The organism is Kitasatospora sp. NPDC004799, assembly GCF_040609095.1.
Taxonomy (GTDB): domain Bacteria; phylum Actinomycetota; class Actinomycetes; order Streptomycetales; family Streptomycetaceae; genus Kitasatospora.
Genome location: NZ_JBEXJK010000210.1, coordinates 1 through 14,216, shown reverse-complemented (window position 1 = coordinate 14,216; position 14,216 = coordinate 1). Strand labels below are relative to the sequence as shown.

Genomic DNA, 14,216 nt, shown 5'->3' with positions numbered 1-14,216 from the left:
GCCGTTGGCAGTCTGAAAATCACCCGCAACGCCCCTCTCCGCACCCACCCCCTGCGCCGCCCCTCCCGCAGCGCGTCCCTCTCGCGGGGGAGAGGAGGCGGGTGGGAGGGGGTGCTGTCGGGGGAGGGGTGCGGGTGGTGGGGGGTGCGCCTGCTGGGGTGGGCTCTGTGGGGGTGGGTGACAGAGTGGGGGGATGGACGACGAGGTGGTGCGGGCGTGGCGGGCGGCTGGGCGGGAGCCGGGGGCCGTGGTGTTGGACGGGTTCCACGCGTTGAAGCACGCGTTGCGGTTCGGCGGGGACGTGCGGCGGGTGGTGACGGTGGACCGGGGGGCCCTGCTGGAGTTGGCGGGGGAGCTGGCGCCGGACGTGGTGCCGGCGGTGGCGGGGCTCGCGGTGGAGGTGCCGGAGGCGGTGGTGCGCGGGCTGGTGCCGCGGGTGCATCCGACCGGGGTGGTCGCGTTGGCGGTGCGGCCGTCGGCGGAGGCGAACCGGGAGGTGCTGGGGCGCCGGCCGCGGGAGGCGCCGGTGGTGGTGCTGGAGAATCCGCGCAATCTGGGGAACGTCGGGGCGGTGATCCGGCTGGCGGCGGGGTTCGGGGCGACCGGGGTGGTGACCACCGGGGACATGGATCCCTGGCACCCGAACGTGCTGCGGGGGAGCGCGGGGCTGCACTTCGCCACCGCGGTGGAGCGGATGGCGCTGCCGGAGCTGCCGGACGGGCCGCTGTTCGTGCTGGATCCGGAGGGGGCGGACATCCGGGACGTGCCGTTCCCGGATGACGCGCTGCTGGCGTTCGGCACCGAGCGGCACGGGGTGTCGGCCGAACTCAAGGGGCGCGCCGACCAGTTGGTGGCGGTGCCGATGCAGCCGGGGGTGTCCAGCTTCAACCTGGCGACCAGCGTGGCGATGGGGCTCTTCCACTGGAGGTCCGGGAAGCGCTGAGGCGCGGAGCCCGGGTGGACTCCGCGCCTCAGGGGGAGAGGGTCAGGAGAAGAGGCGGCGCCAGGTGTCGGGGCCGGGGTAGCCGTCGGCCTCGCCGCCGCGCCAGCCCTGGGCCAGTTGGAAGGCCTGGACGGCCCGCCGGTCGCTCTCCGTCCAGCGCGGGCCGGGGCCGACGCTGTACGAGCCGCCGAAGCCCTTGCGGACCAGCTGCTCGCCGAGCCGGCGGATGTGCTCGTTGCTCTGGCCGGGGCCGAAGTACTGCGCGCCGGGGAAGGCGGAGCCCCCGGTGGTGGGCGGCGGCGGGGGCGGCAGCGGGGTGCCGCCGTCGATGTTGCGGCCCTTGCCGTTGACCAGGTAGTCCCAGGTGTCCTTGCCGGGGATGCCGTCGGCCTCGCTGCCGCGCCAGCCCTGGGCCTGCTGGAAGGCCTGGGTGGCCCTGCGGTCGGCCTCGCTCCAGCGCGGGCCGGGGCCGGTGGTGTAGAACCTGGCGCCGCCGCGCTGCACCAGCAGTTGGCCGAGCCTGGTGACGTAGGCGTTGTCGGCGCCCGGGCCGAACTTGTCGGCGCCGGGGAAGGCGGTCGTGGAGGTGCCGCCGCCGTCGTTGCTGCCGGCGGACAGGCCGGTGTAGCGGTACGGGACGTAGCCGCCGGAGTTGTTCCAGTACGCGTACGGGGTGGAGCGCTTCTTGGTGGAGGGGCCGGTCTGCTCGTAGGCGACGTACTTGGTGCGCGAGGAGTCGGCCCAGCCGCCGAAGATCGTCACGTGGGAACCGGCCTGCGGGTTGGCCGGGTTGTTGTAGATCAGGATGTCGCCGGGCTGGAGGTCGTTCTTGGCGATCCGCTCGGCGTAGTCGGGGAGGGTCCAGGTGGTCTGGCTGCTGCCCAGGCCCCAGGCCATCGAGACGAAGCCGGAGCAGTCCTGGCGGTACCCGTCCGACCAGTAGCGGCTCATGCTGTACGGCACGCCCTGGTCGACCCAGGTCTGGGCGCGCTGGATGATCTGGGCCCGGGTGACCGGCGCCGCGGCGATCCGCGGGGCGGCGAAGGTGCGGGCGCCGGGGGCCTGGCCGTAGAGGCCGCTGACCTCGCCCTGGGGGGTCTGCGACCGGCCGGTGCTGGTGCCGCCCGGCGTGGGGCCGGGGACGGGGGCCGCGGTGGCGGTGCCGGCGGCGGCCGCTCCGCCGCCGATCGCGGTGCCGACGGCGGCCATCAGGACGGCGGCCCGGCGGCGGACGCTGCGGGCGGCGGCGTGTCCGCCCTCGTGGACCGGCGCGGCGTGCAGCCGGGCGCGTCGGCGGGCGTTGCAGCCCCCGCATATGCAGTCCTCCGCCGGTTCGACGTCGTCGAACTCCATGAGCGGGGACAGGGGGTCGGTCAGGGTCATGCTCCGCCTCTTTCCCGGGCTTTTCCGCGTGTTATCCGGACCAAAGTCCCAAAGCGGACGGGATGCGTCACGGTGGGTTAGGCCGAACGGGTGAGACCCGTTCGGCTCCCGGGCGTGGCGGGAGCCGACGGCGGCGGGTAGCGCGGTTGAGGCGCCGTCAGCGCGGAATGGCCGGGGAGTACTCCGGATCGGTCCAGGTCAGCGGGGTGGCGTCGGCCAGCTCGACCACGCCGGTGACGGTCAGTTCGACCATCCGCTCGGCGCCGGGGACGCCCTGCCGGGCCTCCTCGGACCAGTCGGTGCGGGCCTCGCCGGTGACCAGCAGCGAACCGCCGGTCTCCCAGTCGGGCAGCAGCAGGCCGGCCCGCGGGTCCAGCTCCAGGTTTCCGAGCGTCAGGAACATGCTGTTGCCCGGGTACTCCGGCCAGCGCAGCCGGTCCGCGGCCACCGGCTCCAGGAAGCCGGGGAAGCCGCCGCGGTGGGAGGCGTCCACGCTGCCGTCCGGGCCGGTGCTGGCGATGAAGAAGGTGTCCGCGGTGGCCGCGGCCAGGCGCTGGGCGGTGGTCAGCACCCGGCCGGTGGCGACCGTACGGGGCGGGCCGGCGGCCGGGCGGTCCGTCGGGGTGCGGCGCTGGATGTACTTCGGGCAGTTGGCGACCACCTGGTCGGCGTGCACCAGCAGCCCGCCCCGGCCGTCCGGGGCGGAGCAGCCGTTGAGCCGCATCCGGCGCCGGTCGGCCGGGTCCAGCGCGATGGTGCCGACCCGGGCCGGGCGGTCCAGCGCCTCGGCCAGCGGGTCGGCCCCGGCCGGGAGGGCGGCGACGGCCATGGTCCGTTCGTCCGGGGCCGAGAGGAAGCCGGCCGGGCCGGTCAGCTGGGTGGCCCAGACCCGGCCGTCCCGGTCGGCGGCGCCGACGACCAGCATCCGGCGCTCGGTCAGGAAGCGGGCGGCGACCGGCGGGACGGTGTCGCGGATCGACCGGCCGGCGTGGTCGGCCCGTTCGGTCCGGCCGGCCCGGGCCTGGGCGGCCCGCTCGCCGGGGTGGTACGGCGTGCTGCTGGGGTTCATGGTCGGCTCCTGGCGTTCCTTCGAGCGGCGGTCCAGGTCCTGTCCGGCAAGACGGACCCTAGAAGAAACCGCAGGTCGGGGCGTCGGCGGTGGGGGCGGCGGCCTCGGTGCCGTCCACCCCGGTGCGGGTGTAGACCTCCAGCCGGATGCCGTCCGGGTCGGTGAAGAAGATGCCGCCGGAGGCCGAGCCCTCGCGGTGCGGGACGACGCCGTCGTAGGCGAACTCGGCTCCCAGTCCGCGCAGCAGCTTCTCGGCGGTGCGGACCTCGTCGAGGCTCTCGACCTCGAAGGAGAGGTGGTGCAGGCCGGGGGCGGCGGGGGCGAAGGCGCCGGTGCTCTGCTGCCAGAGCGTCACCACCAGGCGGCCGTCGCGGCCGAGCAGGGCGTAGCGGCGCTCGGGGTCGGTGCCCTCGGCGGTGACGTCGAGGCCGAACACGGCCCGGTAGAAGGCGATCGAGCGGGCCAGGTCGGTGACGTTCAGACCCACGTGGCCGGTCTGCAGGGTGCGGAGCTGGGTGGCGGACATGCCTGGTCACTCCCGGAGGCGTCGGTGTCCGGCGAGGCGTCTGCCTAACCGGTACTAGCGAGAGTAGGAGTTAGGTGATGCAGCGTCAACCAGTATGGAGAGTTTGAATGGTTAGGTTTGGGAGCGGGCATGCGAAAGCCCCGCCGGGGCCGGCGGGGCTTGGGGGAGGAGGGAGGGGCTAGGCCCACTCCCAGCGGATGCCGATGTGGCCCGGCTGCTGGTCCGGGGCCAGGACGTGGGCGCTCGCCGAGGCGCCGATCCAGAGCTGCTCGCGGCGGTGGTCGACGTCGGCGCCCGGCTCGCGGTCGTAGCGCTCGCAGTGGGCGGGGACGGCCGCCGGGTCGAAGTGCACCTGGAGCACGTACTCGCGCACCGGGGTGGCGAAGCGGCGGCTGTACTCCATGGTCGGGCCGCCGGGCGGGATCTCCACCTCGTACTCGAAGACCGTGCTGTCGCCGAGGCCGAGCGGGCGATCCAGCATCAGCTCGGCGACGATCAGCCCGGCCTCCGGGCGGCGGCGCACCCGGCCCAGCCGGCCGTGCCGCACCGAGGTGATCTCCGGACAGCCGGCCGCCTCCTCGTCGGCCATGTGCACCACCAGGCAGCGGCCGACGCCGCCGACCGTGGCGCGCACCACCTGGCGCATCCGCAGCAGGTTGCCGCGCTGCTCGGCGTCCACGTAGTAGGAGTCGTGGATGCTCAGCCGCTCCAGCTCGCCGGCCGGCGGGGCGTCCAGTTCGGCGAAGATGTTGGCGATCTCCTGCTCGCCCGGCCAGACGTCCTCCAGCCCGAGGTGGCAGGCGGTGTTGGCGGCGGCCGCCCAGCGGCCGCGCGGGCGCGGCGGGCCGAGCAGCGAGGAGAGCGCGCTGTGCGGCAGGCCGAGCAGCTCCTCCAGCAGGTGGACGGCGCGCAGCGAGCTGGCCCGCTCGGGCTGGCTGCGGCCGCGCCGCCAGTAGCTGAGGGTGGTGACGCTGACCCGGACGCCGCGTCCGGCGAGGGCGGCGCGGATGCGGTCCAGGCTGAGGCCGCTGGCCTCGATGGCCAGGTGCAGGGTGTCCGCGAAGCCGCCGACCGGGGCGAGCCGGCCGGGGGACGGAGCGGGGACGGCGGCGGGAGCCGGTCCGGACGGAGCGGGACGCTCCGCGTGCGACCCGACCAGTCGCAGCCGTGCGGCGTCCTGAGGTTGCTGTGCGGCCATGCGGTGACCCTCCCCACCGGGTGAGTTCGGTGGGACCGGGCCGGCGCCGGGGCGCGCCGCCAGCGGCTTCACCGAGCTTTGGGGAACCCTATGCACGGTCGAGAGGCTACGTCATCAGTCGTGCGTATGACAGTGCTCACGGCAGGTGGATCGAAGGCTTATCGATCTTGAAACAGTCCGGAAACACGGGCCGTGCAGCCGGGCCCGCGCACCGTCGCGCGCGGGCCCGGGACGGACACCGCCGGGGCGGGCCCTGACGGCTCCGCCCCGGCGGGGATCGGGTGCTCCGGTGGTCAGCCGACGTTCAGCGCGACGTCGTCGATCACGAAGCTGGTCTGCAGCGACGCGTCCTCGGTGCCGGTGAACTTGACGGTCACGGTCTGGCCGGCGAAGGAGGTCAGGTCCACGGTGCGCTGGACGTACCCGGCGGCGGCGTTCGCGTTGGAGTAGGTCGCCAGGGTGGTGCCGTTGGCCTGGACGGTCAGCTTGTCGTACGCGCTGGTGCCGGTCTCCGCGGTGTCGACGTGCAGCCAGAAGGTCAGCTTGGCGGAGGCACAGCCGGCCGGGATCGAGACGGTCTGCGACAGGGTGTCGGTGTGGGCCGAGCCGTAGCCGTTCAGCCAGGCCTTCCAGCTGCCCGAGTGGGCCGCCTGGGAGGCGCTGTTGTCGACCACGCCGCTGGAGGTGGTCCACGGGGTGGCGGTGCCGCTCTCGAAGCCGCCGTTGGAGACCAGCTGGGCGGCGGTGCAGCCGCCGGAGGGCGGGGTGGTGCCGCCGCCGAGCAGGGCGGTGGTCAGGGCGTCGGCGACCGGGGAGCCCCAGCCGGTGACCTGGTCGTAGCCGGCCTTGGTGGAGAAGTCCTGGTTGGCGCCGGTGGTCACGTCGTGGAAGGTGCTGCCGTAGCCGCTGCCGTTCGCCACCGAGTACAGCCGGGGGCTCGCCTCGCCGAGGACCGGCTGGCCGGCCGCCTTGGCCTTCTGGTTGAACTGGGCGGCGTAGCCGGACCAGAGCGGCGCGGCGGCGCTGGTGCCGCCGTAGACCTGCCAGCCGCCGACCGTGTAGATCGAGAAGCCGCTGGCCGGGTCGGCGTTGGAGGAGACGTCCGGGACGGTGCGCATGGTGCCGCTGACGCCGGTGCCGGTCTGCCAGCTCGGCTTGGCGAAGACGGTGGAGACGCCGCCGCCGGCGGTGCTCCAGGCGCTCTCCGAGGAGTAGGCGTTGCCGCTGGTCACCTTGAGGTTGGTGCCGCCGACACCGGTCTGGTGCGGGCTGGAGGCCGGGAAGTCGACGGCCTTGACGGTCGAGCCGCTGGTGGAGCGGGTGCAGTCGCGGGAGCCGTCGTCGCCGGAGGCGGAGAAGATCGAGATGCCCTGGGCGGCGGCCTGCTTGAAGGCGTTGTCCACGGCCGTCATCGAGGCGGCGGTGGTGTCCGGCTCGCAGGAGCCCCAGGAGATCGAGATGACCGAGGCCCGGTTGTCGGTCACGATCTTGTTGGCCATGTCGATCTCGCCCTGGTCGCTGTTGGGCGCCTCGTAGACCAGCTGGGTGGCCTTGGGCGCCACGCCGCGGACGATCTCGCTGTCCAGCTCGACCTCGCCCTGGCCCTGGCCGGGCTTGGCGTCGTAGTTGGCGCCGTCCACCGCGACGGTGGAGACGGCCGGGCCGGTCAGGCCGAACTGGGAGTCGTAGGTGGTCAGGTTCGAGGCCTTGTAGCCGTCGAACTCCCAGAGCGCGACCGTCACGCCGGTGCCGTCGGCGCCGGTCTTGTCCAGGCGGTAGGCGCCGTTGTACTGCACCGGGTTCGTGCCGGTCGGGCCGGCGGTGGCGGCGTTCGGGGTGATCGCGTTCGGCGTGGCCAGGCGGTTCTTGCGCACCGCGTGGTTGTCCAGGCCGCTCACGCCCTGGACCACGGCGGCCAGGTCGGACGGGATCGAGGCGGCGGCGTCGTTGGCGAAGAAGGCGCGCTGGAGCTGCGGGTCGACGTACGCGCTCTCGTGCGTGCCGAAGGCCTGGGAGACCTGGGCGGTGGTGCCGTGGGCGTTGACCACCTGGCGGTTGGCGCTCACGTCGGTGACGGTCAGGCCCTGCTGGGCCAGGTACGTCCGGACCTGGTCGACGGCGGCCTGGGTCGGGCCGAAGCGCGCGGTGAACTGCTCCGGCGTCAGGTAGCGGCCGTACTCCGGGGCGCCCGGGGTGGTGACCGCGGTGAGGAAGCGGTCCAGCGCGTCGGTGTCGCGCAGCTTCAGGCTGACGGAGACCGAGATCTGCTGCTCGGCCGGGACGTCACCCTTCTTCTCCGAGTGGGCCACCGCGGGGTTCACGGTGTTCGGCAGTGCGACGCGCGGCGTGGCGTTGGGGGTGGCGGCCTGCGCGGCGGAGACGCCGAGCGAGACGGCGGTCAGCGGCAGCACGGCTATCGCGGCGGCGAGGGCAAGGGAGCGGGGGCGCAACGGATCCTCCTCCGGCCGGCTGTGGGGGCCGGCAAGGGGCCAGGCGTTCAGGGGGTCCAGAACGCTGGCTCGAACATGACAGAACCCGTGTGCGAATTGGCTCATGATCGGGCAATTCGTTGCTAAAAAACAGTCAACTGTGGAGGGCCGGGAACTCCGCGGTTCCATACGGTGAATGACCCGGAATCCGGGACCGGTCCAGACCAGTTCGGGCTGCCGGGGCGGACGTAGAATCGGACCGAGCCGAGGGAGGACGATGACTGACGCGCAGCCGGACCCGAGGGACCCGCGGCCGCTGATCGGTGAGCCGCTCGCGCTCGACCTGCTCAACACGCGCTGGTCCGGAACGCCCGTCAACGACCTGCTCACCGGCGTCGAGGGGTACCGGATCTGGCTCTCCTCCGCCGGGCTGAGCGGACGCTGCGCGGCCGACGAGGCCGGCCTGGCGGCGATCCGGCAGACCCGCGAGGCGATCCTGCTGGCCGCCCAGGACGCCCGGGAGCGGGGCGAGTTGGGCCCGGCGGCGCGGGACGGGCTGGACGCGGTGCTGGCGCACGGACGGATCCGGCGGACGGCGGCGCCGGGCGGGGCCGAGGACCGGACCGAGGTCGACCGGCCGGAGTGGCTGGCGCCCTGGCTGGCGGCGGACGCCTTCCTCGGACTGCTCGGCCAGGGGGCGCACCGGGTCAGGCAGTGCGCCCACGCGGCGTGCATCCTGCACTTCTTCGACGCCTCGCAGAACGGCCGCCGGCGGTGGTGCCGGATGGCGGTGTGCGGGAACCGCGCGAAGGCGGCCCGGCACTACGAGAAGGCGCGGGGTTAACGGACGACCGAACGACTGGTCGGGAGCGCGGTGTTCGAACGGTGTGGTCCGGGCGGGCGCGCGGGCCCGCCCGGACCGGGGGTCCCGCCCGGGCCGGGGGTCCCGCCCGGGCCGGGGGTCCCGCCCGGACCTGGGGTCAGGCCGGCTCGCCGAGCCAGTCGGTGAGGGCGGCGCGCAGCTCGCCCTGGCCCGGGTCGACGGCGCCCCAGGCGACGTAGCCGTCCGGGCGGATCAGCAGGACGGTGTCGCGCAGCTTGCCGTGCGGGTCGGCGGGGGCGGCGGAGACCATCCGGTCGGCCCAGGGCTCGGCGGCGGCCAGCTCGTCGTTGCTGACCAGGACGAACTTCCCGGCGCGCAGCGCCTCGTAGAGCCGCTCGGGGGCGGCCGGGGCGCCCTCGACGGGCTTGCTCAGGGCGGTCAGCCGCAGGTCCGGGACGCGCTTGCCGACCTGCGGGTGGGCGTCCTTGGGGGCGGGGTAGGAGATGCCGATGCCGGAGACCAGCTTGGCGCCGCGCTCGGTGAGCAGGTCGAGGTGGCTGCCCAGCGCGGTGAGCGCGCCGCGCAGGGCGCGGGTGGGGGCGGACTCGGCGAGGGCGAGCCGGATCAGCGCGCCGGAGGTGCGCAGGACCGTCCTGCCGACCGGGTGCCGCTCGGTCTGGTAGGTGTCCAGCAGGGCGTCGGTGGCGTGCCCGCGGACCGCGGCGGCGAGCTTCCAGGAGAGGTTGGCGGCGTCCTGGAGGCCGGTGTTCATGCCCTGGCCGCCGGCCGGGGAGTGGCAGTGCGCGGCGTCGCCGGCCAGGAAGACCCGGCCGGAGCGGTAGTTGGGGGCCTGCCGCTCGTCGCTGTGGAAGGTGGAGCTCCAGCGCACCTCGTGCAGGCCGTAGTCCTCGCCGAGGATGGCCCGGGTGAGCGCGGTGAGCTGCTCGGCCGAGGGGGTGGTGCCGTCCGGGTACCGCTCCTCGCGGTCCCAGGCGATGACCCGGAACCAGCCGTCGCCGAACGGGGCGACGAAGGCGAAGCCGGCCTGGTTGGCGCCGACGGTGATCGCCTGGGCCGGCTCGCGCTCCAGCCGGACGTCGGCCAGCACCACCGAGTCGACCACCGACTCCCCGGGGAACGGGATGCCCAGCAGGTCGCGGACGGTGGAGTGGACGCCGTCGGTGGCGACCGCGTACGCGGCGCGGTGGGTGCTCCCGTCCCGGGTCTCCAGGGTGACGCCCTCGGCGTCCTGGCGCAGCCCGGTGACCTCGGCGCCGCGCAGCACGGTGGCGCCAGCCTTCTCCGCGCGCTCCAGCAGCAGCCGTTCGACGTGGTACTGCGGGGTGATCAGGACGAACGGGAAGCGGGTCGGCAGCGAGCCGAGGTCGATGCCGAAGCGGTCGAACATCCGCAGCTCGGCGAGCGGCCGGCCGGTGGCGATCAGCTCCTCGGCCAGGCCCCGGGCGTCCAGCAGCTCCAGGCTGCGGGCGTGCACGGCGAAGGCCCGGGTGAGGTCGGACCCGGCGGCCCGCTTCTCCAGCACGGTGACGCCGACTCCGGAGGCGGCGAGATCGCCGGCCAGCAGCAGTCCGGTCGGTCCGGCACCGACGATCAGGACGTCGGTTTCGGTCGTCGGCTTCACGGCCATGTACTCAGCTCCCGTTGTTCGGAGGGCGGTCGGACGCCGTTCCCGGCGTTCTCCCAGCCTCCATCATCGCGGGCGCGGTCGGAGCTGTGAACCGCCGGGCCCCGGCGGTGGGTGACCGCCGGGGCCCGTGGGGTGTCGAGCCGGCTCAGGAGGGCCGGCGCGGGCGTGCCGGTTCAAGCGCGCCGTGCCGGGCGGGCCGGCTCAGGCGTGCCGACGGATCTCCACCGTGCGGAACCGGTTGGCGACGAAGGCGCCGTCGCAGTAGGCCGAGTTGGCGGCCGGGTTGGCGCCGGTGCCGTGCAGGTCGGAGAAGGCGGCGGTCTGGTTGGGGTACACCCCGCCGGTCAGGTTGAGCGAGAGCGAGACGCCGGCGTCCAGCGCGGCCTCGACCAGAAGCGCCTCCACCTCGGGCGAGGTGGTGTAGCCGGAGGCCGTCATGGCGCCCTTCTCGCGGACCGTGGTGCGCAGCAACTCGACGGCGGCGGCGGTGGATTCGACGGCGACGGCGAAGGAGACCGGGCCGAAGCACTCGCTGCGCAGGACCGTGCGGTCGTCCGGCTTGTCGGCGTCCAGCTTGACCAGCGCCGGGGTGCGGACGGTCGCGCCGGGGAACTCCGGCGAGGCCACCGCGCGCGGGGCGAGGGCGAGTTCGCCGTACTCGCCGCCGGCCGCGGCGGCCGAGCGCTGGAGCACCCCGGGGTTGACCACGGCGCCGAGGATCGCGGCGGCGCGGGCGTCGTCGGAGAGCAGGCCCTCGATGGCGCCGGCCAGGTCGGCGACCACCTGGTCGTAGGACTTGTCCCCCTGGTCGGTGGCGATGCCGCCGCGCGGGATCAGCACGTTCTGCGGGGTGGTGCACATCTGGCCGCTGTAGAGCGAGAGCGCGAAGGCCAGGTTGCCCAGCATGCCCCGGTAGTCGTCGGTGGAGTCGATCACCACCGCGTTGACGCCGGCCTTCTCGGTGTACACCTGGGCCTGCTTGGCGTTCTCCTCCAGCCAGTCGCCGAAGGCGGTGGAGCCGGTGTAGTCGATCATCCTGATCTCGGGCCGGACGGCGAGGGTCGCGGCGACGGTGCCGCCCTCGTGCTCGGCGGCCAGGCAGACCAGGTTGGGGTCGAAGCCGGCCTCGGCGAGCACCTCGCGGGCGGTCCGCACGGTCAGCGCGAGCGGCAGCACGGCCCGCGGGTGCGGCTTGACCAGCACCGGGTTGCCGGTGGCCAGCGAGGCGAACAGGCCCGGGTAGCCGTTCCAGGTGGGGAAGGTGTTGCAGCCGATCAGCAGCGCGAGGCCGCGCGGGACGACGGTGAACTCCTTGGTCATCACCAGCGGGTCGCGCTTGCCCTGCGGCTTGGTCCAGCCGGCCTGCCGCGGCAGCCGGGTCTGCTCGGCGTAGGCGTAGGCGACGGCCTCCAGGCCGCGGTCCTGGGCGTGCGGGCCGCCGGCTTGGAAGGCCATGCCGTAGGCCTGGCCGGTGGTGTGCATGACGGCCTGGGCGAACTCGTGGGAACGGGCGTTGATCCGGTGCAGGATCTCCAGGCAGACGGCGGCGCGCTCCAGCGGGGTCGCGGCGGCCCAGCCGGGGCGGGCGGCGGTGAGCGCGGCGATCAGCGCGTCCGGGCCGGCGTGCGGGTAGGTGATGCCCAGCTCGACGCCGTACGGGGAGGCCTCGCCGCCGACCAGGTCGCCGTCGGTGGGGTGGGCGTCGAGGGCGAAGGGCTTGCCGAGCAGGGCGTCGAAGGCGGCCTTGCCGTCCGCCGGGCCGCTCTCGCCGTACGCCTTCGGGAACTCGGGGTAGGGCGACCAGTAGTCGCGCTTCGCGGCGGCGGCGAGCGCGGCGTCCAGGGTGGCCTGGTGGCGCTCGACCAGCTCGCTGACGAGGGGGTGGGTGACCGCTGCGGACATCTGTGCGCTCCTCGGAGGGCCTCGAAAAGCAGGACGGGACACGTCACAGAGTAACCGAACGATCGGTCGGCTCAAGAGGGTGCAGGGTGGGGATTCCGCCGGAACGCACGGGGGCGCGTCCGTGGTGGACGCGCCCCCGTGGGTGACCGGCAGGTCCGGGGTTACGGCACGCCGAGCTCGAAGATGACGTACCCGGCGTACCAGCCGGAGGCGATCGCACCGGTGCCCAGGACGGTCGCCAGCACCGGCAGGCTCAGCTTGCGCATCCCCACGGCCAGCGCGATGAACAGCGGGAACGCCGGCAGCAGGTAGCGCGAGACGTTGCCGAAGATGCCCAGGCTGCCGAGCACCGAGACGATCGTGGCCACCGTGTAGGCGGTCAGCACCAGCGGCGGGCGCAGCCGGACCAGCAGCACGATCAGCATCGGCAGGCTGAGCACGATCAGGGTGGCGAACAGGTCCGGCAGCGGGAAGGCGAAGGGGTAGTCGTTGCGGCCCAGCAGCACCCCGCGGATCGCGTGCCAGGTGCCCTGGCCCCAGTCGAAGTAGTGCAGCCAGGCGTCGTGCTGGAGCCGGAAGTAGCCGCCCCACTCGCCGGTCCGCCAGCCCACCCAGCCCACGTAGCCGAGCAGGCCGACCGGGGCCATCAGCGCCGCGGCCAGCGGGCGCAGGACGCCGCTCTCCCGGCGGTACAGCTCGACCAGCGCGGCCAGGCCCACGGCGCCGATCAGGGCCGCCGAGGTCGGCCGGTTGAGCCCGGCGACCAGGGTGATCACCCCGGCCGCGATCCACTGCTTGGTCATCACGCAGTAGCAGGCCCAGGCGGCCAGCGCGACGAAGAGGGAGTCCGAGTAGACCGCCCACTCGGCGCCCGAGCCCGGGGCGATCGCCCAGATCCCGGCCGCGATCACGCCCGAGCGCACGTCGCCGGTCATCTTCTCCACCACGGCGTAGATGCCGGCCGCGGCGAACAGCGAGGCCACCACCGAGACCAGCATCCCGGCGCCGTACAGGCCGAACGGGGTGAGCTCCGAGGTCAGCCGCATCAGGCCCGGGTAGAGCGGGAAGAAGGCGGCCGAGTTCTGCTCGATGCTGAAGCCGACCGGGCCGTTCGGGATCGGGACGAGCGCCGGGTGGTAGCCGAACTGGGCCACCTGCTGGTACCACCAGCCGTCCCAGCTGGCCACCACGTCCCAGGGGTTGGCACCGCCGCCGAACCGGGCCGGCTTCTTGGCGTACTCGCCGGCGAAGGAGAGCAGCTTCATGAAGACGGTGAAGCCGATCAGCTTCAGCACCGCGTAGCACCACACGGCCGGCCCGAAGCGGACCACCAGGGCGCGGCCGCGCTCCTGCCAGGTGCGCGCGCTGTCGTCCGGCTCCTCGCCGCGCTGCTCTGGCACGTCGGAGGCGACTGCCGGTATTGCGTTCATGTCCCCAGCCTTGGACGTGGACGGATCGTCCGCAGAGTCTAGGGCCTGCCCCCTTTCCTTGGTGTGGACCAGACCGAGCTCTTCCGGTGTGGGCGGGACCGACCTCTTCCGGTGTGGGCGGGACCGACCCGATCGCGTACCGCTGCGGGCGGCCGGGGATACTCGGAGGATGGCCGATCACACCACGCGCACCGCCTACACCGTGGAGTCCCTGCTCGCGGTGACCGTCGACGTCTTCAACGAGCGCGGCTACGACGGCACCTCGATGGAGGACCTGTCCCGGGCGGCCGGGATCTCCAAGTCCTCCATCTACCACCACGTGCGCGGCAAGGAGGAGCTGCTGCGGCTGGCGGTCGGGCGGGCGCTGGACGGGCTGTTCGCGATCCTGGCCGAGCCGGCCGCCGTCCAGGGGCCGGCGGTGGACCGGCTGGAGCACGTGGTGCGGCGCACCGCCGAGGTGCTGCTGGCGGAGCTGCCGTACGTGACGCTGCTGCTGCGGGTGCGCGGCAACACGGCCACCGAGCAGTGGGCGCTGGAGCGCCGGCGGGACTTCGACCACCAGGTCGCCGAGCTGCTGCGGGCGGCGGTCGCGGACGGCGCGCTGCGCGCGGACGTGGAGCCGCGGCTGGCCACCCGGCTGCTGTTCGGGATGATCAACTCGATCGTGGAGTGGTACCGGCCGGGGCTCAAGGCCGCCGACGGCGTCGCGGACGCGGTGGTCCACCTGGCCTTCGACGGGCTGCGGGCGCGCTGACCCGACCGCTGTCCGGGGCCGGGGGCGGGGGCCGCGGGGGCCAGGGCCTTGCGCAGGTTCGCCACCGGGATCTCCCCGGTGTCCGCCTCCGAGTCCACCGGCACGGCGTCG

The 14,216-nt window shown here is 74.0% G+C and carries 11 protein-coding genes; 3 read left to right on the top strand and 8 right to left on the bottom strand.

Features of this window, described 5'->3' with window-relative positions:
• The first annotated feature begins 193 nt into the window (after positions 1 to 193).
• Positions 194 to 943: an RNA methyltransferase gene (locus tag ABZW03_RS24350; protein WP_355262020.1), complete on the top strand. Its 750-nt coding sequence runs from the start codon at positions 194 to 196 to the stop codon at positions 941 to 943.
• 42 nt (positions 944 to 985) lie between these two features.
• Here the strand turns inward: ABZW03_RS24350 and ABZW03_RS24345 are convergent, their stop codons facing one another.
• The 5 genes from ABZW03_RS24345 to ABZW03_RS24325 all read right to left on the bottom strand — a co-directional run bounded on the left by ABZW03_RS24345 (position 986) and on the right by ABZW03_RS24325 (position 7,569).
• A complete protein-coding gene (locus ABZW03_RS24345) occupies positions 986 to 2,326 on the bottom strand; it encodes a peptidoglycan-binding protein (RefSeq protein WP_355262017.1) in 1,341 nt (446 codons plus the stop codon).
• 157 nt (positions 2,327 to 2,483) lie between these two features.
• Entirely contained in the window at positions 2,484 to 3,395 is a 912-nt protein-coding gene (locus ABZW03_RS24340) for a pyridoxamine 5'-phosphate oxidase family protein (RefSeq protein WP_355262014.1), read from the bottom strand.
• A 58-nt stretch (positions 3,396 to 3,453) separates the two neighbouring features.
• On the bottom strand, positions 3,454 to 3,921 hold the full coding sequence (locus tag ABZW03_RS24335) for a VOC family protein (protein WP_355262011.1): 468 nt from the start codon (positions 3,919 to 3,921) through the stop codon (positions 3,454 to 3,456).
• A gap of 178 nt (positions 3,922 to 4,099) precedes the next feature.
• Complete coding sequence (locus tag ABZW03_RS24330) at positions 4,100 to 5,119, bottom strand: XRE family transcriptional regulator (RefSeq protein WP_355262008.1); 1,020 nt, start codon at positions 5,117 to 5,119, stop codon at positions 4,100 to 4,102.
• Positions 5,120 to 5,412: 293 nt separating this feature from the next.
• The gene (locus tag ABZW03_RS24325; RefSeq protein ID WP_355262005.1) at positions 5,413 to 7,569 is read right to left on the bottom strand and encodes a protease pro-enzyme activation domain-containing protein; all 2,157 of its coding nucleotides are present in this window, start codon (positions 7,567 to 7,569) and stop codon (positions 5,413 to 5,415) included.
• A gap of 256 nt (positions 7,570 to 7,825) precedes the next feature.
• Between ABZW03_RS24325 and ABZW03_RS24320 the strand changes: the two genes are divergently transcribed.
• Complete coding sequence (locus tag ABZW03_RS24320) at positions 7,826 to 8,392, top strand: CGNR zinc finger domain-containing protein (protein ID WP_355262002.1); 567 nt, start codon at positions 7,826 to 7,828, stop codon at positions 8,390 to 8,392.
• 136 nt (positions 8,393 to 8,528) lie between these two features.
• Here ABZW03_RS24320 and ABZW03_RS24315 read toward each other — a convergent pair whose 3' ends face one another.
• From ABZW03_RS24315 to ABZW03_RS24305, 3 genes are all read right to left on the bottom strand, one after another.
• Positions 8,529 to 10,019 (bottom strand): FAD-dependent monooxygenase, encoded by a 1,491-nt coding sequence (locus tag ABZW03_RS24315; RefSeq protein WP_355261999.1) that lies wholly within the window; start codon positions 10,017 to 10,019, stop codon positions 8,529 to 8,531.
• Between the two features lie 201 nt (positions 10,020 to 10,220).
• Entirely contained in the window at positions 10,221 to 11,921 is a 1,701-nt protein-coding gene (gene paaN / locus ABZW03_RS24310) for a phenylacetic acid degradation protein PaaN (RefSeq protein ID WP_355261997.1), read from the bottom strand.
• A gap of 161 nt (positions 11,922 to 12,082) precedes the next feature.
• On the bottom strand, positions 12,083 to 13,351 hold the full coding sequence (locus tag ABZW03_RS24305; RefSeq protein ID WP_355261994.1) for a hypothetical protein: 1,269 nt from the start codon (positions 13,349 to 13,351) through the stop codon (positions 12,083 to 12,085).
• A gap of 169 nt (positions 13,352 to 13,520) precedes the next feature.
• On the opposite strand from ABZW03_RS24305, the gene ABZW03_RS24300 reads away from it, so the two are divergent.
• Positions 13,521 to 14,105: a TetR/AcrR family transcriptional regulator gene (locus ABZW03_RS24300; protein ID WP_355261991.1), complete on the top strand. Its 585-nt coding sequence runs from the start codon at positions 13,521 to 13,523 to the stop codon at positions 14,103 to 14,105.
• The last annotated feature ends 111 nt before the right edge of the window (positions 14,106 to 14,216 follow it).

Coding starts and splice junctions, on each gene's coding strand:
- ABZW03_RS24350 (WP_355262020.1), top strand. CDS start 194: ATGGACGACGAGGTGGTGCGGGCGTGGCGGGCGGCTGGGCGGGAGCCG.
- ABZW03_RS24345 (WP_355262017.1), bottom strand. CDS start 2,326: ATGACCCTGACCGACCCCCTGTCCCCGCTCATGGAGTTCGACGACGTC.
- ABZW03_RS24340 (WP_355262014.1), bottom strand. CDS start 3,395: ATGAACCCCAGCAGCACGCCGTACCACCCCGGCGAGCGGGCCGCCCAG.
- ABZW03_RS24335 (WP_355262011.1), bottom strand. CDS start 3,921: ATGTCCGCCACCCAGCTCCGCACCCTGCAGACCGGCCACGTGGGTCTG.
- ABZW03_RS24330 (WP_355262008.1), bottom strand. CDS start 5,119: ATGGCCGCACAGCAACCTCAGGACGCCGCACGGCTGCGACTGGTCGGG.
- ABZW03_RS24320 (WP_355262002.1), top strand. CDS start 7,826: ATGACTGACGCGCAGCCGGACCCGAGGGACCCGCGGCCGCTGATCGGT.
- ABZW03_RS24315 (WP_355261999.1), bottom strand. CDS start 10,019: ATGGCCGTGAAGCCGACGACCGAAACCGACGTCCTGATCGTCGGTGCC.
- paaN (WP_355261997.1), bottom strand. CDS start 11,921: ATGTCCGCAGCGGTCACCCACCCCCTCGTCAGCGAGCTGGTCGAGCGC.
- ABZW03_RS24305 (WP_355261994.1), bottom strand. CDS start 13,351: ATGAACGCAATACCGGCAGTCGCCTCCGACGTGCCAGAGCAGCGCGGC.
- ABZW03_RS24300 (WP_355261991.1), top strand. CDS start 13,521: ATGGCCGATCACACCACGCGCACCGCCTACACCGTGGAGTCCCTGCTC.